A 19,575-nucleotide genomic window follows, 5' to 3' on the forward strand; every position below is an offset into this window, starting at 1 on the left:
CCCTCACAACGACAGATGCGCGTCGCGGATATCCGGACGCGCGTCGAGCTCGGCCATCGTCCCGCCGAAGCAGATGCGGCCGCGCTCGATGATATAGGCGCGATCGGAGATCAGCCGCGCAAAATGCAAATTCTGCTCGGAGACGACGATGCTGACGCCTTCCTTCTTCATAGTCAGGATGGCCTCGACCATCTGCTCCACGATCTTCGGCGACAGGCCTTCCGAGGGCTCGTCGAGCAGCACCAGCGATGGATTGCCCATCAGCGTACGCGCGATGGTGAGCATCTGCTGCTCGCCGCCGCTCATGCGGCCGCCGGGACGGTTCTTCATCTCACCCAGGTTTGGAAACAGCGTGAACAGCTTGTCGCAATTCCAGTGAGGCGCATTCGGCCGCTTCGGCTGGCGGCCGACTTCGAGATTTTCTTCGACTGTCAGGTCCGTGAAAATGCGTCGCTCCTCCGGCACGTAGCCGAGCCCCTCGCGCACGATCTCGTGCGTCGGCCTGGCCGAGACGTCCTTGCCCTCGAACGTGATCCGGCCGGTGCGCTGCGCGACGAGGCCGACGATCGAGCGGAACGTGGTCGACTTGCCGGCGCCGTTGCGGCCGAGCAGCGCCACCACTTCGCCCTCGCCGACCTCGAAGCCGATATCGAACAGGATGTGCGCGGGGCCGTAATGACTGTTGAGGTCCTGCACCGTGAGCTTCATGCCGAGGCTCCTTCGCGATGCCCGCCCTCGTAAAGCAGCCCCTCGCCGAGATAGACCGCCTGCACTTGCGGATTGCCGCGCACCTCTGCCGGCGAGCCCTCGGCGATCAACGTCCCCCGGTTCAGCACGATGATGCGGTCGGCGTGCTCGAACACGACGTCCATGTCGTGCTCGGTGAAGAGCACGCCGATCGACTTTTCCTTGGCGATCTGCGCCGTGAGCCGCATCAGTTCGACGCGCTCGCGCGGCGCCATGCCGGCGGTCGGCTCATCCATCAGGAGCAGCTTGGGATCATTGGCGAGCGCGACCGCAAGCTCGAGCCGCTTGAGATCGCCATAGGCAAGCTCGCCGCAGGGACGGTCCGCGTAGCCGCCCATGCCGACCAGCTCGAGCAGCCGCCCGGCCTCGCCACGGTCGACGTCGGGCGCCGAGCCCCAGAGATTGAACAGCTGCTTGCCATGCGAGATCAGCGCGACCTGCACGTTCTCGCGCACGGTCATGGTGGCGAACGTCGCCGTGATCTGGAACGTACGCCCGACGCCCATGCGCCAGATGTCGCGCGGCTTCTTGCCGGTGGTCTCCTCGCCGAGCAGGCGGACATGGCCAGAGTCAGGCCGGTTCTGGCCGTTGAGCATGTCGAAGCAGGTGCTTTTTCCCGCGCCGTTCGGACCGATCAACGCCAGGATCTCGCCAGCGCGAAGCGAGAACGAGACGCCGCGCACGGCGTGGATGCCACCGTAGGATTTGGTCAGGCCTTCGACCGCGAGAAGTGGGGGTGCGAGGCTCATTCGGCAGACTCGATCGGCTTGGCGAGCAGGGATGATCCCGGTGGCGAGGACTTCCTGCGACGTTGTGCGAGCATCTCCAGCATGCCGACGATGCCCTTGGGGAAGACGACGACGATCAGCACGATGAAGCCGCCGAGCACGAGTTTCGACAAATCGGTCTGGCTCACCAGCCAGATGTTCAAAGCCTTGTAGACGATGGCGCCGATCACGGCGCCCGACACGGTCTCGACGCCGCCGAGCAGCACCATGACCAGCGCATCGACCGACAGCGATATGCCGAGATTGTCAGGGAAGACGCTGCCCTTGAGATAGGCGAACAGCGCGCCGCCGATACCGGCGGTGGTCCCCGCGATGACGAAGGCCGTCCACTGGACGCGCTTGGCGTCGATACCCACGGCCTCGCTGCGCAACAGCGAGTCGCGTGTGGCGCGCAGCGCGTAGCCGAACGGCGAGAACACCGCGATGCGCAGCGCAATGGTGACGAGCGCCGCAACGCCGAGCGCGAGCCAGTAGAAATGCGACGGGCTCGCCGCCCAGCTCGCGGGCCAGACACCCAAAATGCCATTGTCGCCGCCTGTCACGCTCACCCACTGGAACGCGATCGACCAGACGATCTGCGCGAATGCAAGCGTCAGCATCGCGAAGTAGACGCCCGAGAGCTGCACGGCAAAGAAGCCGAATATCGCGGCGCCCATGCAGCCCAGCAGCGGCCCGAGCAGCAGGCAGACGATCATCGGCAGCCCCGCCATCTTGGCGAGGAACGCGACGCCATAGGCGCCGAGGCCGAAATAGGCGGCGTGGCCGAAGGACGCGAGCCCGCCGACCGACATCAGGAAGTGCAGGCTCACCGCGAAGATCACGAAGATCGCGATCTCTGAACCGACCGTCAGCGCGTAATTGCCGGCGAACAACGGCAGCATTGCCGCGACGACAAACGCTGCCAGCGACGCGAGCCGCTCGTTGGACGTGAGCGGCCGCCAGGGATTGACCGTGAGGCCGGGCGTCTTGCGCGCCGCCGCCTCCGGCTTGCCGAACAGGCCCCACGGGCGAACGATCAGCACCACAGCCATCACCAGGAAGACCAGGATGATGGAAATCTTCGGGAAAATGAGGATGCCGAAAGCGTTGAGCTCGGAAACCAGCACCGCCGCGACGAACGCGCCGACGATGCTGCCGAGCCCGCCGATCACGACGACAACGAAGACCTCGACGATGATACGCAGATCCATGGCGTGATGGACGGCATCCCGGGGGATCTGGAGCGCGCCGCCGAGGGCGGCGAGGAAGACACCGACCGCGAACACTGACGTGAACAGCCATTTCTGGTTCACCCCGAGCGCTGCGACCATGTCGCGGTCCTGCGTGGCTGCGCGCACCAGCACGCCCCAGCGTGTCCGCTGGAACAGCAGCCAGAGAATGCCGAGCACGACTGGCCCGAGCGCGATCAGGAACAAATCGTAGCTCGGAATGTTCTGGCCGAAGAAATCGACCGCCCCCTTGAAGCCGGGCGCGCGGCGGCCGACGAGATCGTCGGGGCCCCAGATCAGCACGACGAGATCCTCGACCATCAGCGTGAGGCCAAACGTGCCGAGCAGCTGGAACAGTTCGGGCGCGTGATAGATGCGCCGCAGCAGCACCATCTCGACGAGGACGCCGATCAGCGCCACGGCCAGCGCCGCCGCGAGCACCCCGCCCCAGAAGCCGAACGCGCCGGAGAAGCGCTCGGTCAGCGTGAAGGCGATATAGGCGCCGATCATGTAGAAGGCGCCATGCGCGAAATTGACGATCCGCGTCACGCCAAAGATGATCGACAGGCCCGAGGCCACCAGGAACAGCGACGCTGCGCTGGCAAGACCGGTCAGAAACTGTACGACATAAAAGGCCATCGGCGGTCCGGGTTGGATCTGAATTTCACCTATCCCCTCTCTTGCGGGGAGAGATAGCTTCGTAGGGTGGGTTAGCCTTGCGACTTCGCGAAGCGAAGTTCGCCGGGCGTAACCCACCTCTTCTGGTTCAGCGGGTGCAGACCGTGGTGGGTTACGCCAAGCAGATGCGCTTTGCGCATCTGCTTGGCCAACCCACCCTACGACACCGCGATTACTCCTTCGGCCGCAGCTTCTCGACTTCGGCATCGCTAGGCAGGTAGTCCGAGCCCTTCTTGTAGGACGTGTCCACCATCACACCCTTGCCGTCCTTCTGCGCGGTCTTGCCGACGAAGGCGCCGAGGGTGGACTGGTGGTCGATCTTGCGGAAGGTGATCTCGCCGAACGGCGACGGCATCGAGAGGCCTTCAGCCGCCGCGATCATCTTGTCGGTGTCGGTCGAGCCGGCCTTGGCCAGGATCGCCGCAGCCGCCTTGATGGTCTGGTAGCCGACGATCGAGCCGAGGCGCGGATAGTCGTTGTACTTGGCCTGGTAGGCCTTCAGGAACGCGTCGTGCTCGGGCGTTTTGATCGAGTACCAGGGATAGCCGGTGACGATCCAGCCCTCGGGCGTCTCCTCCTTGAGTGGATCGAGATATTCAGGCTCGCCGGTCAGGAACGACACGACCTCGCGGCCCTTGAACAGGCCGCGGGTATTGCCTTCACGCACGAGCTTGACGAGGTCGGGACCGAAGGTGACGTTCAGGATCGCTTCCGGGTTGGCCTGCGCCACCGCCTGCACCACCGGGCCCGCATCGATCTTGCCCTGGGGCGGCCACTGCTCATCGACCCACTGGATGTCAGGACGCTTCTCCGACATCAGCTTCTTGAACACCGCAACCGCCGACTGGCCGTATTCGTAGTTCGGCGCGATCGTCGCCCAGCGTTTGGCCGGCAGCTTGCTGGCGGCTTCGACCAGCATCGCGGCCTGCATGTAGTTGGAAGGACGCAGGCGGAAGGTGTACTTGTTGCCCTTCGCCCAGGTCACGGCGTCCGTCAGCGGCTCGGCCGCGAGGAAGAACACCTTCTTCTGGTTGGCGAAGTCGGAGACCGCGAGACCAATGTTGGACAGGAACGTGCCCGTCAGCATCGCCACGCCCTCGCTCGACACGAGCTCGTTGGCCGCCGTCTGGGCATCCGCCGGCTTGCCGCCGTCATCCTTGGAGACGACCACGAGCTTCTTGCCGTTGATGCCACCTGACGCGTTGATCTCTTCAACGGCGAGCTGCCAGCCCTTGCGATAGGGCTCGGTGAAGGACGGCAGCAGCGAGTAGCTGTTGATCTCGCCGATCTTGATGTCCTCGGCCAGGGCCGAATGGCCCATACCGGCAGCCAGAAGCGCAAAGGCCGCGCCGACGAAACTGTTTCTTGCTCGCATCCCAACCTCCAGTTTTGAACTCTCTAGCGTCTTTTATCTCAAACCGTCTTCGCCCTTGATCTCGGCAACCGTGAGCCCGCCGACGCGAGGCAGCGGGCGTCCGCTGTCGGTGACGGCGACCGCAACCATGATCTCATTGGCACGCGGCGCGTCGTTGATCTGAACTTCCATGCCGTCAAAGTGGCTGCGCACGAAGGCCGCGTCCTTGTGGCCGAGCGGAATGTCCAGCGTCGTGCCGGGACCGCTGCGCTTCTTCGATGACGGGATCAGTGCCGCGCCCTTGGTCAGGACTTTCCGCACCGGCGCGCCCATCTTGGGGTGAAGAATGGCGGCGGCATGTTCGAGCTCGCCGTTCTCGCCGACGGCCGCGGCCTTGCCGTAGCTCTGCGCCTTGGCGCCGTCGATGCCGAGCGCAGCCACCGCGCGCTTCGACAGCAGCTCGCCGAGCTCCTCACCGATCGCGATCAGCGGCGAGAGGTCCTCGACATATTTCCCGGCAAAGGGATTTTCGATCACGGCAATCGCCGCCGCGCGCCGGGTCGGCGGCGACACCTGGCGGCCCATCTCCATCTGCGTCTCTTCGACGACGGTGACGATCTTGCGGATGATCGCGCTCATGTCTCGCTTCCCTGTTCAGGCATGGACCGCGTTCTCCAGCACAGGCGGGCGCGATCGTTGCTCTCTTATATCCTTGGTTCCGATGACAATCATATCACCACAAAGCCGCAGCACGGCACCTTCGATCAATCCGCGATCGAGCAATTGCCGTGCACATTCCGCGCCAGATTCGAGCGCGGTCGCGATCTCTTCTTGCGACAATTCACCTACGTCGCCGGTGACAAGACGCGCGCCGAGATCGCTGTCGGGCTGAAGCTCGTTTGCAGGCTTTCGAACGATCGATGGATGCCCCGGCAGATCGACGGCGTTGGCAATGACGGTCGCCGCGGCATCGGCCTGCGATGCCGTCGCCGCCAGCACGGTCACCGCATCGGCGATGCCGAGCGAAAAGCTGCGGCCGTGGCGGCCGCTGGTCGCGATGCCGCGCACGGGATCATCAGCATCGACCCTCATGGCCCGCATCACACCGTCGCGATCAGGCCGATCCATCAGCCCCACCGAGAAATACTCACCTGCGCTGAGGTGCAGGGCAATGTCGCCACCATTGTTGACGTAGGCCTGATCGAGCGTCGCGACACGAAGTATGGCGCCGAGAATTTCCTCGGCCACGCTGCCCGCCACCGCGGCCATCGGCGTGATGAAGCGATCCCAGGCGTAGGGAGTAACGGCCGCATACATGCGCCGGGCCACCGTGCCCGTCAGCGAACACGCCGCCGGCAGCGCCGCCCTCCGCAACTCCGGCAGTTCCGCGCAGAGCTCATCAAGCAGACCCGTGAAACGGCGCGCCGCAGCCTGGTAGGCCGCATGCACCTCGTCCGCGCGCCCCCTTGCCTCGACGATCAAATCAATCGGTCCATCCTGCAAATGCAGCCGCCGGCCATCAGACAGCAACGCGATTTGCGGAAGCCGTGTCATGCCCGCGGTCCCGGGATCGGGTTCTGCCAGGGCAGCTGACGGACATCGTTGCCGCCCCTCACCTCGGCGAGCGGCTTCACGTAGTCCATGTGGCCGCCGAGCGCAGCATAGTCGGTCAATTTCATCGTGAACTCGATTGGCGCAACCAGCGCCGGCGTCGGCACATAGCCGAACGCCCCCGCCGGCATCTGCGTCACGTCCACCATGTAGGTGATGCCGCCGCCCGGCCAGACATAGACCGGCGCACCGCCGCTGGTGACTCGCGTCAGCGCATCCTTCACCGAGCGCGTCAGCCGCACCGGATTGTCGGTGACGCCGGCGCGCAAGGAACCGCCGGCACCGGCCATGAACAGCACCGTGCACAGCGCCGGTTCGCAGTTTTCCTGGATGCGCTCAACCGAGAATTTCAGGTCATCAGGCATCTCGGTCTCGACCGGCTTCAAGGCCTCGTCGAGCACATAGTAAGAGGAATGCTCGCCAGTGGTGGACACCATCAGCATCGAGAGGCCGGGCCTCGCTTCCTTGGGGTCGAACGGCCCGAGAATGGCCAGCGGATCGGAGATATTGGTGCCGCCCCAGCCCGTACCGGGATCGGCAACCTGGAAATACCGGCCGGGCGTCGAGCGCCGGCCCTTCATCTTGATGCCGGTGTCGGCGATGTCGAGCAGCTTGCCGGCCTGGTGCTCCGAGAGGACGCCGGTGATATGATCGTCGACCACGACGACCTCGTCGACCTTGCCGTGCCATTGCTTGGCGAACATGCCGATCGTCGCCGAGCCGCAGCCGACGCGCATGCGTTCCTCTTTCGCACCGTTGACAATCGGCGGCTGGCCCGCCTGCACCACGACGCGCGCGCCGCCGTCGATGGTCAGCTCCACCGCCTTGCAGTTGGCGAGGTCCATCAGCGTATCGCAGGTGACGCGGCCCTCTTTCTTCGAACCGCCGGTGAGGTGATGCACGCCGCCGAGCGACAGCATCTGCGAGCCGTATTCGCTGGTGGTGACGTGACCGACCGCCTCGCCCTGCGCGCGCACGGTCGCGGTTTCGGGTCCGAGATAACGATCGGTGTCGATCTTCACCTTGATGCCGCAATAGGAGAAGATGCCCTCGGTGACGACGGTCACCATGTCGACGCCGTCGACTTCGGAAGAGACAATGAACGGCGCCGGCTTGTAGTCGGGATAGGTCGTGCCCGCGCCGATTGCGGTGACGAAGGTCGAGGGCTCGTGGACGATCTTGCCGTCCCAGTCTTCGCTGCTGCCAAACGGCACCAGCCTGCCGCCCTGCGACACCGTGCGCTCGAGAATGATGTGCGGATCGACCCGGACGAGCTTGCCGTCGTCGTTGGCGTAGCGGTCGCAGGCGCCGGCCGCGCCCGGCTTGATGTAACACATCACCGGACAGGCATCGCAGCGGATCTTGTCGGTGGCGGCAGCGCTCGTTGTTTCCATCACCATGTCAAAGCCGGCGGACACTGCGGTTATCATTCGTATACGAACGATGTTGCGCGCGGTCCCGAACACTGTCAAGCGGCCGCGCCCGCGAAAACATGTGCCTGCCGAATAAAACCTCATTTGCCTCCCGGCCTTGTCCACAAAGCGGGCAGTTGCGCTGCACTGCGGCATGGGCGCTTGCACGTTTGTGTACAAACGGTATCGTCGCGACGTAGATTTCGAGCGATCTGGAATTTTTGCGATCTCAGAATCTTGGGCTTGGAAACGAGGATGACGCAAGCAACGGTCCGCCTCACCGTGAACGGCAGGATCCAGGACGTCACGGCAGAACGCCAGACGCCGCTGCTCTATGTGCTACGCAACGATCTCGGGCTCAACGGCCCGAAATATGGTTGCGGCTTGGGTGAATGCGGCACCTGCACTGTCCTGATCGATGGCAAGGCCGCACGCTCTTGCGTGATCCCCGTGAGCGGCTGCGTGGGCCACGACATCGTGACGCTCGAAGGGCTCGGCACGCGCGAAAAGCCTGACGTCGTGCAGCAGGCTTTCATCGCGGAGGAGGCCGCGCAATGCGGCTACTGCCTCAACGGCATGATCATGACCACCAAGGCGCTGCTCGCGATCAATCCGCGACCGACTGAACAGGAAGCGCTGGCGGCGCTCCGCTACAATCTCTGCCGCTGCGGCACGCATGTGGAGATCATTCGCGCCGTGATGCGCGCATCTGGCCAGCTCGCCGAGGCGCGTGACTGATGGCCTCCCCTGTTTCGAACGGAGTTGAGCGCGGTTCGCTCGTCGTCGCCCGCACGGTGGACGAGGTCACATCCGAAACCTTTATCCGAATCACGGCGGACGGGTCCGTAACCGCCTATAACGGTCATGTGGATCTCGGAACCGGCATCCGCACCGCCCTCGGCCAGATCGTCGCGGAGGAGTTGGATGTCTCTTTTGCCCGCGTCGTTGTGGTGCTCGGCGACACCGCCGTGGTGCCGAACCAGGGCGCGACGATCGCGAGCGAGACCATCCAGATCACCGCGGTGCCCCTGCGCAGGGCCGCGGCGCAAGCGCGACACTTTTTGATCGCGCGTGCGGCCGAGCGGCTGGAGCTGACGGCCGAAGAGCTCAAGATCGAAGACGGCCTCGTGCGTGGCCATAATCGCAGCATCAGCTATGGCGAGTTGATCGGCGGCGAGACCATTCGCCTCGAGCTGGACGACGACGTGCAGGTCAAGGCCGTCGGCGACTACGCCATCGTAGGCCAGTCGATGCCGCGCGTGGATCTTCCCGCAAAGGCCACCGGCGAGTTGACTTTCGTGCACGACATCCGCGTGCCCGGCATGCTCCACGGCCGCGTCGTGCGCCCGCCCTATTCCGGCGTCGATGCCGGCCCGTTCGTCGGCACCAGCCTGATCGCGGTCGACGAAGCCTCTGTGCGCGATATTCCCGGCCTCGTTGCCGTCGTCCGCATTGGTGATTTCATCGGCGTGGTCGCCGAGCGCGAGGAGAATGCGATTTCCGCGGCCGAGCAGCTCAAGGTGAGCTGGAAGCCGACGCCAAAGCTGACCGACCTCGCCGATATCGAGAACGCGCTGCGCGCCCATCCCTCGACGCCGCGGACGCTGATCGACAAGGGCGACGTGAATGCAGCGATTTCCGGCGCGGCCAAGTCCATGCAACGCACTTATGTGTGGCCGTACCAGATGCACGCATCCATCGGCCCGTCCTGCTCGGTCGCCGACTTCCAGGACGGCAATATCCGCGTCTGGTCCGGCACGCAGAATCCGCACGTGCTTCGCAGCGATCTTGCGCTGCTGGTCGATCGACCCGAGAGCGAGGTCGAGGTTATCAGGCTCGAGGCCGCCGGATGCTATGGCCGCAACTGCGCGGACGACGTCAGCGCGGACGCACTGCTGCTGTCGCGCGCGGTCGGTCGGCCCGTCCGGGTGCAGCTCACGCGCGAGCAGGAGCACGCGTGGGAGCCCAAGGGCACGGCGCAGCTCATCGACGTCAATGGCGGCCTCGATGCCCATGGCGGAATCGTTGGCTACGATCTCGCCACGCGTTACCCCTCGAACGCCGCGCCGACGCTGGCCCTGCTGCTCACGGGGCGCATCTCGCCCGAGCCTGCCGTGCTGCAGATGGGCGACCGCACGGCGATCCCGCCTTACGATTACGACAACCTGCGCGTCGTCGCCCATGACATGGCGCCGATCGTGCGCGCATCCTGGTTCCGTGGCGTCTCGGCGCTGCCGAACACCTTTGCGCATGAATCCTACATCGACGAGGCAGCGACCGAGGCCGGCATCGATCCCATCGAATACCGCTTGCGCTATCTCAAGGACCAGCGCGCCGTCGATCTCGTCAATGCCGTCGCCGAGCGCGCGGGCTGGACGCCGCGGCCGGTCCGCGCCGAGAAGGACGGCGAAATCGTGCACGGGCGCGGCTTTGCCTACGCGCTCTATGTCCACAGCAAGTTCCCCGGCTATGGCGCGGCATGGTCGGCCTGGGTCGCCGACGTCGCCGTCAACAAGACCACCGGCGATGTCAGCGTCACGCGCGTGGTTGCCGGACAGGATTCCGGACTGATGATCAACCCGGACGGCGTGCGCCACCAGATCCACGGCAACGTCATCCAGTCGACCAGCCGTGCTCTGATGGAGGAAGTCTCATTCGAGCGCGGCGCCGTCGCCGCGCGGGAATGGGGCGCCTATCCGATCATTCCGTTCCCCGACGTGCCGAAGATCGACGTCTTGATGCTGCCGCGTCAGGATCAGCCGCCGCTCGGCGTCGGTGAGTCCGCGTCAGTCCCCAGCGCAGCGGCGATTGCGAATGCGATCTTCGACGCCACCGGCGTCCGCTTTCGCGAGCCGCCGTTCACGCCCGAGCGCATCTTGAAGGGGCTGCACGGTGAAACATCGCCCGTACCGCAAGGCCTCCCCGCGCCCGCAACGCCGCCGCCATCGCGCATCTGGGACAATCCGTTTGCCAAGCGCGCCGGCATCTTTGCGACGATTGCAGCCGTTTGCACTGCCGCGATCGGCGTCGGCGCAGCGTTCCTTCCCGGCCGCGCGATCGCACCGATCGCGCGGCCCGACGCATCGGTCTATTCGGCCGCGACCATCGCGCGCGGCGAGCAGCTTGCCGTGCTCGGCAATTGCGCGGAATGCCACACCAGCCTCAATGGCGCGCGCAACGCCGGCGGCCGCGCACTGGAGACGCCGTTCGGCACGATCTACTCCACCAACATCACACCTGACGTTGAGACCGGCATCGGCGCCTGGTCCTATCCCGCCTTCGAGCGCGCCATGCGCGACGGCTTGCACCGCGACGGACGGCAGCTCTATCCCGCCTTCCCCTACACGCACTTCTCAAAGACCAGCGACGCCGACATGCAGGCGCTCTACGCTTACCTGATGGCGCAGCCGGCGGTGCGGGCCACGGCGCCTGCGAATAAGCTCGCCTTCCCGTTCAACATCCGCCCGCTGCTCGCGGGCTGGAATGCGCTGTTCCACCAGACCCGGGAGTTCAAGCCCGATCCCACCAAATTCGAGGCATGGAATCGCGGCGCGTATCTGGTCGAGAGTCTCGGCCATTGCAGCGCCTGCCATTCGCCGCGCAATGCGTTCGGCGCCGAACGGCGCCAGGCCTATCTCGCCGGCGGTTTTGCGGAAGGCTGGGAAGCGCCGCCGCTGACCTCGCTCTCGCACGCGCCGATTCCGTGGAACGAGGACGAGCTGTTCGCATATTTGCGCACCGGCCATTCCCGTTATCACGGCGTCGCTGCCGGCCCGATGGCTCCGATCGTCCGGGATCTCAAGGCCCTGCCGGATCAGGACATCCGCGCGATGGCAGTCTATCTCGGCTCGTTCAACGACACTTCCGTCGACGCGCCGGAGCTCGCGGCGAAGCTCGAAAGCGCAACGCAGGTCACCCTCGCCTCGTCCACCGGCGCGCGGCTCTATCAGGGCGCCTGCGCCGTCTGTCACGAGGTCGGCGGCCTGCCGCTGTATGGCAGCCGCCCCTCGCTCGCGCTCAACAGCAATCTGCACAGCGCGACATCCGACAATCTCGTGCAGGTGATCCTGCACGGCATCACCGAGCCCGCATCGAGCGACCTCGGCTACATGCCCGCCTTCAGGAGCAGCATGAGCGACGCGCAGCTCGAGGAGCTCGTCGGCTTCCTGCGCAGCCAGTTCGCGCCGGACAAGCCGGCCTGGACCGGCGTAAAGGAGACGATTGCAAGGGTGCGGGCGTCAGCGCATTAGAGGAAGCGCGCAATCACGCGTGCTTCTTCATCTCCACCGGCGGCGTACCGTGGGTGTGGAACGACTCGATCGTCTTGAGGCCCCAGGCCTGGCCCTTCTTGCGCTCTTCCTCAGTCCACACGATCGGCTTCCAGTCCGGCGCGAGGATGAGGCGCGCGCCGGCGTTGGCGACCTCGACGCGGTTGCCGCCGGGCTCGTAGACATAGAGGAAGAAGGTCTGCTGGATCGCATGCTTGTGCGGCCCGGTCTCGATGTGCACCCCGTTCTCCAGGAAGATGTCCGCAGCGCGCAGAATCTCCTCGCGGCTGTCGAGCGCGTAGGTGACGTGGTGGAAGCGGCCGGGCGTGCCGGAATGATCGAGCGAATAGGCAAAGTCATAGCTCTTGTTCGACATGGTCAGCCACATCGCGGCCTCGCGTCCGTCGTTCAGCACGATCTGCTCGGTGAGCCGGCAGCCGAGGTAGTTCTCGAAGAACTCCCTGTTAGCCTTGATATCGACGGCGAGGCAGTTGAGATGGTCGAGCCGGCGGACATTGACGCCGCGCGCAGGAAAGCGCTGCGCCTGGTTCTTCAACGCGGGCTTCAGCTCCGGCGGCGCCTGATACCACTCGGTCTCATAGTACAGTTCCACGATGTGGCCATCAGGGTCGCGGCAGCGGAACGTCGGCCCCTGCCCCATGTCGCCATCGATCCAGCCGATATCGAAGCCCGAGCCTTTCAGCGCGGCGACGCGGCGCTCAAGCGCCTGCTGGCTGCGCGCGCGCAGCGCCATGTGCTCCATGCCCGAGGTCTTCGACGCCGTCAGCTTGAGCGAATAGCGCTCGTAATCGTCCCAGCCGCGTAGATAGACCGACTCGCCCTTCCGCCCGCTGATGGTCATCCCCATGACGTCGACGAAGAATTTCAGGCTCTCGTCGGGCTTCGGCGTCAGCAGTTCCATATGGCCGAGATGGGCAAGATCGAGGATCGGTTCGGGCTGCATGGGTTCCTCCAAAGCGTGGTCGCGATCCGCTTCACCGGATCGCGCGATCGGGCGCGGGGCGCAAATGGTAACGGGTGCCTCCGGGGCGATCCTGATGGCCACAGGTTCATTTGTACTAATGTACAAATGATTAGGTCCCGTCAACAAACCAACGCGTGCCCTCTTCAGTGAGGCCGACGCCCGCCAGGGACCGCCGTCTCCGGAATGGCCGACCGACTGCCAGGATGGTATAATTTTCCCTAACTGAATTTGGGCTCGAAAGCCCAACGAAGCGGCGTTTTCCCGCCGATTTCGCCCTCAAGTATGCATTGGGACCAATTCCTTTGACCGAATTGTACCGGATTTAACGAAGCGCGCGCGCCTGGCATTTAACAGTTTGTGCAGCCACCACCCGCATAGTTGGAGAAACAGTCTGACTTTTCAGGTACATCCATCGTGACATCCTTTGGACGCGTGATTTCGGTACGCGGATCGCTCGCCCGGGTCGGGCTTTTGGCTGCAAGCCAAATGCCGATCTCGGAAGTTCGGGCCACGGTCGGCCGCTTCGTCAGCATCCGCTGCGCCAGTTCGGTCATTGTTGCAATGATCACCGAGGTATCCTGCGAGAACCTCTCGAGCACCGACAATCTGGTCGCGATCGCGTCGGTCGACCTGCTCGGCGAAATCCACAATGCCGCCGACAAGGCCAAATTCCAGCGCGGCGTCACCAATTATCCGACCATCGGCGATGCCGTCGACCTGATCACCAGCCAGGAGCTGCGCACGATCTATGCGCCGACCGGGTCGGACCAGATCAATGTCGGCTTCCTCCAGCAGGACCGCTCGGTCGTTGCCTATGTCGATATCGAGGAGATGCTGTCCAAGCATTTCGCGGTGCTGGGATCGACCGGCGTCGGCAAGTCGACCGGCGTGTCGCTGCTCCTGAACGAAATCCTCAAGGCGCGCCCGAATCTGCGCATCTTCCTGCTCGACGTGCACAACGAGTATGGCCGCTGCTTCGGTGACCGCGCGCTGGTGCTCAACCCGCGAAACCTGAAGCTGCCGTTCTGGCTGTTCAATTTCGAGGAAATCGTCGACGTGCTGTTCGGCGGCCGCGCCGGCGTGCCCGAAGAGCTCGACGTTCTTGCGGAAGTGATCCCGATCGCCAAGGGCATCTACACGCAGTACCAGAACACTGACCGCCTCGGCCTGAAGCGCATCGACCCCAAGCAGATCGGCTTCACCGTCGACACGCCGGTGCCGTATCGCCTCGTCGATCTGGTCTCGCTGATCGACGAGCGCATGGGCAAGCTGGAAAACCGCTCCTCGCGCATCATCTATCACAAGCTGATCTCGCGCATCGAAGCGGTGAAGAACGATCCGCGCTACGCCTTCATGTTCGACAATGCCAATGTCGGCGGCGATACCATGGCCGAGGTGATCAGCCATCTGTTCCGCCTGCCCGCCAACGGCAAGCCGATGACGGTGATGCAGCTCGCCGGCTTCCCGGCAGAAGTCATCGATTCCGTCGTATCGGTGCTGTGCCGCATGGCCTTCGATTTCGGCCTGTGGAGCGACGGCGTCTCGCCGATGCTGTTCGTTTGCGAAGAGGCGCACCGTTACGCCTCCGCCGACCGCAATATCGGCTTCGGCCCGACCCGCAAGGCGGTGTCGCGCATCGCCAAGGAAGGCCGCAAATACGGTGTCTATCTCGGCCTGATCACGCAGCGCCCGGCCGAGCTCGACGCCACGATCATTTCCCAGTGCAACACGCTGTTCACCATGCGCCTTGCCAACGACCGCGACCAGGCGCTGCTGCGCGCCGCGGTGTCGGATGCGGCCGCGAACTTGCTGTCTTTCGTGCCGTCGCTCGGCACCCGCGAGGTGCTGGCGTTCGGCGAAGGCGTCGCGCTGCCGACGCGCCTGCGCTTCAAGGAAGTGCCGCCGCATCAATTGCCGCGCGGCGAAGCCACCATTTCGAGCGTGCCGTCCGTCACTGCCGGTCACGATTTGCATTTCGTCGGCGCCGTGCTCGAGCGCTGGCGTGGTGCGACCTCGCAGCGCGACGTGCCGAACGACCCGGTGTTCCAGGCGCCGCCCGCCAAGACGCTCGCGCCTGCCGAAACACCGATGCTGCAGCCCTCGATGGGCCTCGATCCCGACCGCTTCTCGCTCTTGAAGAAGCCGCTGCGGTAAGAGCAGACACCACTTCCGCAAATTCCGCTGTCATGCCCCGGCTTGACCGGTGCATCCAGTACGCAGCGCCTTCTCGGTTGAACCACGACGTCTCTGGAATACTGGATCGCCCGGTCAGGGTCGGGCGATGACGGCGAGTATGCGGCACATTGAGCCTACCTCCCGCATCGACTATGATTTCCCGGCCCAAAAGTCGGACATCCATGCCCATGACAAAGCCCGCGCCACGTTTTCCCGCACCCGCCATCGACAGCCTGCCCGACGACATCCGCACGCGCCTGCTCGCGGTGCAGGAAAAAAGCGGGTTCGTGCCGAACGTGTTCCTGACGCTGGCCTACCGGCCTGACGAGTTTCGCGCCTTCTTCGCCTATCACGACGCGTTGATGGAGAAGGACGGCGGTCTCTCCAAGGCCGAGCGCGAGATGATCGTGGTCACGACCTCGGCGGCCAACCAGTGCCAATATTGCGTGATCGCCCATGGTGCGATCCTGCGCATCCGCGCCAAGAACCCCGTGATCGCCGACCAGGTCGCGATCAATTACCGCAAGGCCGACATCACGCCGCGCGAGAAGGCGATGCTCGATTTCGCCATGAAGATCTCGGCCGACGCGCAGCGCATCGCCGAGGAAGATTTCGCCGCGCTTGGCCCCCACGGCTTCAGCGACGACGACATCTGGGATATCGCGTCGATCTCGGCCTTCTTCGCCCTGTCGAATCGCCTTGCGAATTTCACCGGCATGCGGCCGAACGACGAATTCTATCTGATGGGACGTTTGCCGAGGAAATGACCCGTTCGCAGATTGTCGATCGGGACCATAGCCCGATCACAGCGTCGGGGACTGGTGCAGGGAACGGCGGTCGAAATCCGCCAGCTGCAGAAATTTCGGCTCGTCCAGCACGTTGACGCGTCCGCGATGCAGCTCGACGATGCCCTCCTCGCGAAGCTGCCTGATCACGCGATTGGCGTGCACGGCGGTAATGCCCAGCGCCTCGCCGATCTGCTCCTGGGTCAGCGGCATCTCGAAGCTGGCCCCCTCGACACGCCCGATGACCCGCAGGCGTTCGCGCAATTCGATCATGACATGGGCGAGCCGCGCGGGCGCGGGACGCAGGCCGACATTGACGATCCATTCGCGGAACATGGCAGCGTCGATCAGCGTATCGCGCCAGAACATCTCGGCGACGACAGGCCTGCGCCGATGCAGCTTTCGCAGCGTGTCGTGGCTGATGAAGCCCAGCGTCGCCGGCGTCAGCGTCGACAGATCATGATCCATCACGGGCAGGAACAGGCTCATGAGGTCCGGGATCTCGCCGGGGATGTGCAGCGAAAGGATCTGCCGCTTGCCGCTCGCGATCGTCTTGGAGCGCGCGCAGAATCCCTCCACGATCAGGCAGCAGTCGGTCGCGCGCTCGCCGTCGCGCACCACCGCCGTTTCGGCGGAGAACTGCCGCACCGAGATCGGCAAGGCCTCGATTTCACTGATGTCCTCGTCCGCGATCGCGGACGAGACGCGCAGGCGCTCGATGAGCGCCGCGCGGATGGCGTCGCTGGGCACTTGGTTGGGCTCCGGCCGTGGCGATGGAACTTGCGGCGCAGCAGCACCGTTGGGATCAAAACCCGCAATCGCCGCGCCCGGTTCCAACAAAAGTTAAGGACGCGGCTTGCCGGCGCGTGATTGGCTCGGCGACCGAAAGGCCAAGTCAGCACCAATAATCCACCACCAACAAGCCACCACCAAAGAGCCATGACCAAGAAGCGCAACCGTACGCGTCCGGCCCTGTCGCTCCAGGACCGCCTCAACAAATTCGCGCAGGATGCCCGCGCGGCCGCCAGGAACGCCCCGGACGGCGCCGAGCGTCAGGCGCTGTTGCAGAAGGTCCGCGACGGCGAGACCGCCGCGGAGATGGAGCGCCTGCTCTCCGCACGTGACAAGCACGAGCCGAAATAGCCCGCACGCCCGAAACCGCTAGTGCTTGACCATCAGCGGAAGCGCAGGCGCGAAGCGCTCTTCAAATGTCAGGGTCCTGGCCTGGTGAACCGCGGCAAACGACGCCGAGATTCCTGCCGTGGCGACTGCGAGCAAGGCGATGATGAAAACCAGACGGCGCATTTCGGCCTCCTGTTTGAGCTCGACTACACAACATAAGTGGTCTGGCTCTGTTTCAGGACGGTTTCGTCGGCGCGGAAAATGATTGCGTTCAAGCGGCTGTGATGAGGTCCGGCTTATCGGGGCGCGTGCCGTCACCAACTAACAGATGTCGCAGCTGTCTTGCAGCTGGTGCCGCGAACGGTTCAGGGAATTTCACGTCCGCAAGCTCGATCGTGAATCGCAAGACAGCCGCAACAGGCAGGAGTTGCTTGAGTGCAGCGTCTTCGAGGACGACTCAAATGAAAGTCATCATCCAAAGGCTCAATGGCTTGTGGCACCTCATCATCGGATCGTACCAGATCCGAACGCCGTTCCTGGCGACACAGGACCGCGCGCTGGTCGTGACATACGCCAGGCGTGCTTATCCTGGCGCCAAGATCTTCCAGCGTGACTGATGAGAGCGCCCGCCCCTCAATCGTCGTCCGCCGGGCCACACCAGCCGGGCAGATAGACCGCATCCTTGCTCTTGGCCGCGGACAAGGCTTTTTCCATCGCCTTGTCGAAATTGGCATCGACCGCCTTGCGCGAGATTTTCCGGCGCAGGAAATCGGCCCACAGAAATTCGGAGAACGGCGTGGTGTCCTTGGCGAAGCCGCCCATGCGGCGGAGCTCGCCGGCGAGGCTGCGGAACGGATCGTCCTTGAGGTCGACGACCGATTTCGGCAAATCGCGGAACGGGCGACGCTCACCCTTGCTGTCGTAGGGATAGACCCAGCGCTTGTTGTCCATCACGCCCCAGAACGCCTCGCGGTCGACCATGCGCAAGTCCCCGACGACAGTGACCAGCACCTCCTTGATGCCCTCGTCGTGCAGCGCGCGGCCGAGATGGTGATGGTCGATGACGTAGTAGCGCCCGTCAGGCCCGAACACGACGGGGATCATGTGAGTGCCGAGCAGATCGGCCTGCTTCTTCTTGTCGTGCTCGCGCCAGCGCTTGCGCTTCTGCTTGACCTCGCGCATGCCGACCGTCATCTGCGTTGGCCGAAGCGACAGGATCGGCACCGGGTGTACTCTCGGCTCGCGCGCGTTGGGGGTCATGATCGAAGGGCCTCTCAGTTGGTTGCCACGGCTCATCCCGGGTTCCCGATTATGCCATGGGCCTCGTGGCGGCAACATGCGTTCGAAGCGGACGGCGCCCTTGTCCAAGCGAATGTTGCAGCGCAACCTGGACGTCCCTGACAGAGCGATCACAACCAGCTTCGAACATCGTTTGCGGCGACCATGAAAGATAATGCGAACGCGCAATGCACGTGCGCGCAGAGAAGATTTTCTGCACCCCTAGTGTCGCCTTATGCTATCTAAAAATCGCTGCTTCGGAGTAATCCCCGCCCCATGAAATCCCAGCGGCCCATAACCTCGGACGACGAGCACCGGGTGCTTCAGTTCAGGCCGCGCGTGACGACCTCTCCGGTGGTTCATCGGGGCAGCGGCGTCGTGCAGAAGCTGCATGCGGCGGCGCCGGAGCCACTCGACCTGTCGCGTTACGAACAGCCGCGCGAGGAGCCGGACGACTTCCGCCATCGCATGCTCGCCAATATCGCGGCGCTCGCCTTTACCATCGCCCTGACTGCGATCGGGATCTGGCTCGCCGTCAACATCGCCGATTTGCGGCGGACCCAGGATTGCGTGCTGATGGGCCGCCGGGACTGCGTCAAGATCACGACCCCGCACATCTAGCTAGACGCGCCCTGCCCAAGACGTCTTGCCGGCGGAACGCGATGTCAGGCAGAATCCCGCCCCGGGGGCGGCATCCCCAGCCTTCTCCTCACCCTGTCCGGCTCCATTGAACTCAGGGCGTCGCTCCGATATACGGGCTCTCGACCCGTCCAGAGGGGGGTTTGAGGGCGTCATCAGGGGCGCGATGCCCACCCACCGTGCCACTCTGGGATATCTGACAAATACCCGCAATATATCAAAGGCTTAGTGATGTCCTCCACATTCGATCAGGTCGCTACGATCATCGCTGAAACCTGCGACATCCCGCGCGACACGATCACGCCGGATAGCCATGCCATCGATGACCTCGGCATCGACAGCCTCGATTTCCTGGACATCGCGTTCGCGATCGACAAGCAGTTCGGTATCAAGCTGCCGCTGGAAAAGTGGACCCAGGAAGTCAATGACGGCAAGGCGACCACCGAGCAGTATTTCGTGCTGAAGAACCTGTGTGCGCGCATCGACGAGCTGGTTGCCGCCAAGGGCGCGAGCGCCTGATCGGGC

The 19,575-nt window shown here is 64.3% G+C and carries 20 protein-coding genes; 8 read left to right on the forward strand and 12 right to left on the reverse strand.

Annotation, left to right across the window (positions count from 1 at the left end; all coding sequences use genetic code 11):
- Positions 1 to 3: 3 nt before the first annotated feature.
- The 7 genes from JQ621_RS05640 to JQ621_RS05670 all read right to left on the reverse strand — a co-directional run bounded on the left by JQ621_RS05640 (position 4) and on the right by JQ621_RS05670 (position 7,786).
- The gene (locus tag JQ621_RS05640; RefSeq protein WP_212233391.1) at positions 4 to 708 is read right to left on the reverse strand and encodes an ABC transporter ATP-binding protein; all 705 of its coding nucleotides are present in this window, start codon (positions 706 to 708) and stop codon (positions 4 to 6) included.
- Positions 705 to 1,496: an ABC transporter ATP-binding protein gene (locus tag JQ621_RS05645; protein ID WP_212233392.1), complete on the reverse strand. Its 792-nt coding sequence runs from the start codon at positions 1,494 to 1,496 to the stop codon at positions 705 to 707. Before JQ621_RS05645 ends, JQ621_RS05640 begins: the two co-directional genes overlap by 4 nt.
- Positions 1,493 to 3,382, reverse strand: a complete 1,890-nt coding sequence (locus JQ621_RS05650; RefSeq protein WP_212233393.1) for an ABC transporter permease — start codon at positions 3,380 to 3,382, stop codon at positions 1,493 to 1,495. The genes JQ621_RS05645 and JQ621_RS05650 overlap by 4 nt, the downstream gene beginning before the upstream one ends.
- 211 nt (positions 3,383 to 3,593) lie before the next feature.
- On the reverse strand, positions 3,594 to 4,796 hold the full coding sequence (locus JQ621_RS05655; protein WP_212233394.1) for an ABC transporter substrate-binding protein: 1,203 nt from the start codon (positions 4,794 to 4,796) through the stop codon (positions 3,594 to 3,596).
- 33 nt (positions 4,797 to 4,829) lie between these two features.
- The gene (locus JQ621_RS05660; RefSeq protein ID WP_197965868.1) at positions 4,830 to 5,414 is read right to left on the reverse strand and encodes an amino acid synthesis family protein; all 585 of its coding nucleotides are present in this window, start codon (positions 5,412 to 5,414) and stop codon (positions 4,830 to 4,832) included.
- Positions 5,415 to 5,429: 15 nt separating this feature from the next.
- Positions 5,430 to 6,329 (reverse strand): UPF0280 family protein, encoded by a 900-nt coding sequence (locus tag JQ621_RS05665; protein WP_212233395.1) that lies wholly within the window; start codon positions 6,327 to 6,329, stop codon positions 5,430 to 5,432.
- Complete coding sequence (locus tag JQ621_RS05670) at positions 6,326 to 7,786, reverse strand: 6-hydroxynicotinate reductase (RefSeq protein ID WP_212233812.1); 1,461 nt, start codon at positions 7,784 to 7,786, stop codon at positions 6,326 to 6,328. Before JQ621_RS05670 ends, JQ621_RS05665 begins: the two co-directional genes overlap by 4 nt.
- Positions 7,787 to 8,053: 267 nt before the next feature.
- Between JQ621_RS05670 and JQ621_RS05675 the strand changes: the two genes are divergently transcribed.
- Both JQ621_RS05675 and JQ621_RS05680 read left to right on the forward strand, forming a co-directional pair.
- The gene (locus JQ621_RS05675; protein WP_212233396.1) at positions 8,054 to 8,536 is read left to right on the forward strand and encodes a (2Fe-2S)-binding protein; all 483 of its coding nucleotides are present in this window, start codon (positions 8,054 to 8,056) and stop codon (positions 8,534 to 8,536) included.
- Positions 8,536 to 12,048, forward strand: a complete 3,513-nt coding sequence (locus tag JQ621_RS05680) for a molybdopterin cofactor-binding domain-containing protein (RefSeq protein WP_212233397.1) — start codon at positions 8,536 to 8,538, stop codon at positions 12,046 to 12,048. Before JQ621_RS05675 ends, JQ621_RS05680 begins: the two co-directional genes overlap by 1 nt.
- A 13-nt stretch (positions 12,049 to 12,061) precedes the next feature.
- Here the strand turns inward: JQ621_RS05680 and JQ621_RS05685 are convergent, their stop codons facing one another.
- Complete coding sequence (locus JQ621_RS05685) at positions 12,062 to 13,030, reverse strand: catechol 2,3-dioxygenase (RefSeq protein ID WP_212233398.1); 969 nt, start codon at positions 13,028 to 13,030, stop codon at positions 12,062 to 12,064.
- 368 nt (positions 13,031 to 13,398) lie between these two features.
- Positions 13,399 to 13,620 carry a hypothetical protein gene (locus JQ621_RS35330; protein WP_249124677.1) on the reverse strand — a complete coding sequence of 74 codons (222 nt, stop codon included), beginning with the start codon at positions 13,618 to 13,620 and terminating at the stop codon, positions 13,399 to 13,401.
- Here JQ621_RS35330 and JQ621_RS05690 point away from each other — a divergent pair.
- Together JQ621_RS05690 and JQ621_RS05695 are read left to right on the forward strand one after the other, a co-directional pair.
- Entirely contained in the window at positions 13,613 to 15,205 is a 1,593-nt protein-coding gene (locus JQ621_RS05690; RefSeq protein WP_249124679.1) for an ATP-binding protein, read from the forward strand. The two genes, JQ621_RS35330 and JQ621_RS05690, sit on opposite strands and share 8 nt — an antisense overlap.
- A 209-nt stretch (positions 15,206 to 15,414) precedes the next feature.
- Positions 15,415 to 15,993, forward strand: coding sequence for a peroxidase-related enzyme (locus JQ621_RS05695; RefSeq protein ID WP_212233400.1), 579 nt, complete (start codon positions 15,415 to 15,417; stop codon positions 15,991 to 15,993).
- A 36-nt stretch (positions 15,994 to 16,029) separates the two neighbouring features.
- On the opposite strand, the gene JQ621_RS05700 is transcribed toward JQ621_RS05695, so the two are convergent.
- Complete coding sequence (locus tag JQ621_RS05700) at positions 16,030 to 16,761, reverse strand: Crp/Fnr family transcriptional regulator (RefSeq protein ID WP_212233401.1); 732 nt, start codon at positions 16,759 to 16,761, stop codon at positions 16,030 to 16,032.
- 189 nt (positions 16,762 to 16,950) lie between these two features.
- Between JQ621_RS05700 and JQ621_RS05705 the strand changes: the two genes are divergently transcribed.
- A complete protein-coding gene (locus JQ621_RS05705) occupies positions 16,951 to 17,154 on the forward strand; it encodes a hypothetical protein (RefSeq protein ID WP_212233402.1) in 204 nt (67 codons plus the stop codon).
- Between the two features lie 18 nt (positions 17,155 to 17,172).
- Here the strand turns inward: JQ621_RS05705 and JQ621_RS05710 are convergent, their stop codons facing one another.
- Positions 17,173 to 17,316: a hypothetical protein gene (locus JQ621_RS05710; RefSeq protein ID WP_212233403.1), complete on the reverse strand. Its 144-nt coding sequence runs from the start codon at positions 17,314 to 17,316 to the stop codon at positions 17,173 to 17,175.
- Between the two features lie 278 nt (positions 17,317 to 17,594).
- Between JQ621_RS05710 and JQ621_RS05715 the strand changes: the two genes are divergently transcribed.
- Complete coding sequence (locus tag JQ621_RS05715; protein WP_212233404.1) at positions 17,595 to 17,750, forward strand: hypothetical protein; 156 nt, start codon at positions 17,595 to 17,597, stop codon at positions 17,748 to 17,750.
- 16 nt (positions 17,751 to 17,766) lie between these two features.
- Here JQ621_RS05715 and JQ621_RS05720 read toward each other — a convergent pair whose 3' ends face one another.
- Entirely contained in the window at positions 17,767 to 18,393 is a 627-nt protein-coding gene (locus tag JQ621_RS05720; RefSeq protein WP_212233405.1) for a ParB-like protein, read from the reverse strand.
- 294 nt (positions 18,394 to 18,687) lie between these two features.
- Here JQ621_RS05720 and JQ621_RS05725 point away from each other — a divergent pair, with 294 nt between their 5' ends.
- Together JQ621_RS05725 and JQ621_RS05730 are read left to right on the forward strand one after the other, a co-directional pair.
- Positions 18,688 to 19,032 (forward strand): hypothetical protein, encoded by a 345-nt coding sequence (locus JQ621_RS05725; RefSeq protein WP_212233406.1) that lies wholly within the window; start codon positions 18,688 to 18,690, stop codon positions 19,030 to 19,032.
- Between the two features lie 249 nt (positions 19,033 to 19,281).
- Positions 19,282 to 19,569 (forward strand): acyl carrier protein, encoded by a 288-nt coding sequence (locus tag JQ621_RS05730; protein ID WP_007592476.1) that lies wholly within the window; start codon positions 19,282 to 19,284, stop codon positions 19,567 to 19,569.
- The last annotated feature ends 6 nt before the right edge of the window (positions 19,570 to 19,575 follow it).

The sequence above is a fragment of the Bradyrhizobium manausense genome (assembly GCF_018129685.1).
In the GTDB taxonomy this organism is placed as follows: Bacteria; Pseudomonadota; Alphaproteobacteria; order Rhizobiales; family Xanthobacteraceae; genus Bradyrhizobium; species Bradyrhizobium manausense_D.

Excerpts from the sequence above, each read along its gene's own strand:
- JQ621_RS05655 (WP_212233394.1), bottom strand. The coding sequence starts at position 4,796 with ATGCGAGCAAGAAACAGTTTCGTCGGCGCGGCCTTTGCGCTTCTGGCT.
- JQ621_RS05670 (WP_212233812.1), bottom strand. The coding sequence starts at position 7,786 with ATGGTGATGGAAACAACGAGCGCTGCCGCCACCGACAAGATCCGCTGC.
- JQ621_RS05695 (WP_212233400.1), top strand. The coding sequence starts at position 15,415 with ATGACAAAGCCCGCGCCACGTTTTCCCGCACCCGCCATCGACAGCCTG.
- JQ621_RS05710 (WP_212233403.1), bottom strand. The coding sequence starts at position 17,316 with ATGCGCCGTCTGGTTTTCATCATCGCCTTGCTCGCAGTCGCCACGGCA.
- JQ621_RS05665 (WP_212233395.1), bottom strand. The coding sequence starts at position 6,329 with ATGACACGGCTTCCGCAAATCGCGTTGCTGTCTGATGGCCGGCGGCTG.
- JQ621_RS05645 (WP_212233392.1), bottom strand. The coding sequence starts at position 1,496 with ATGAGCCTCGCACCCCCACTTCTCGCGGTCGAAGGCCTGACCAAATCC.
- JQ621_RS05660 (WP_197965868.1), bottom strand. The coding sequence starts at position 5,414 with ATGAGCGCGATCATCCGCAAGATCGTCACCGTCGTCGAAGAGACGCAG.
- JQ621_RS05690 (WP_249124679.1), top strand. The coding sequence starts at position 13,613 with ATGATCACCGAGGTATCCTGCGAGAACCTCTCGAGCACCGACAATCTG.
- JQ621_RS05705 (WP_212233402.1), top strand. The coding sequence starts at position 16,951 with ATGACCAAGAAGCGCAACCGTACGCGTCCGGCCCTGTCGCTCCAGGAC.
- JQ621_RS05650 (WP_212233393.1), bottom strand. The coding sequence starts at position 3,382 with ATGGCCTTTTATGTCGTACAGTTTCTGACCGGTCTTGCCAGCGCAGCG.
- JQ621_RS05685 (WP_212233398.1), bottom strand. The coding sequence starts at position 13,030 with ATGCAGCCCGAACCGATCCTCGATCTTGCCCATCTCGGCCATATGGAA.
- JQ621_RS05680 (WP_212233397.1), top strand. The coding sequence starts at position 8,536 with ATGGCCTCCCCTGTTTCGAACGGAGTTGAGCGCGGTTCGCTCGTCGTC.
- JQ621_RS05725 (WP_212233406.1), top strand. The coding sequence starts at position 18,688 with ATGAAATCCCAGCGGCCCATAACCTCGGACGACGAGCACCGGGTGCTT.
- JQ621_RS05720 (WP_212233405.1), bottom strand. The coding sequence starts at position 18,393 with ATGACCCCCAACGCGCGCGAGCCGAGAGTACACCCGGTGCCGATCCTG.
- JQ621_RS05640 (WP_212233391.1), bottom strand. The coding sequence starts at position 708 with ATGAAGCTCACGGTGCAGGACCTCAACAGTCATTACGGCCCCGCGCAC.
- JQ621_RS05730 (WP_007592476.1), top strand. The coding sequence starts at position 19,282 with ATGTCCTCCACATTCGATCAGGTCGCTACGATCATCGCTGAAACCTGC.
- JQ621_RS05675 (WP_212233396.1), top strand. The coding sequence starts at position 8,054 with ATGACGCAAGCAACGGTCCGCCTCACCGTGAACGGCAGGATCCAGGAC.
- JQ621_RS05715 (WP_212233404.1), top strand. The coding sequence starts at position 17,595 with ATGAAAGTCATCATCCAAAGGCTCAATGGCTTGTGGCACCTCATCATC.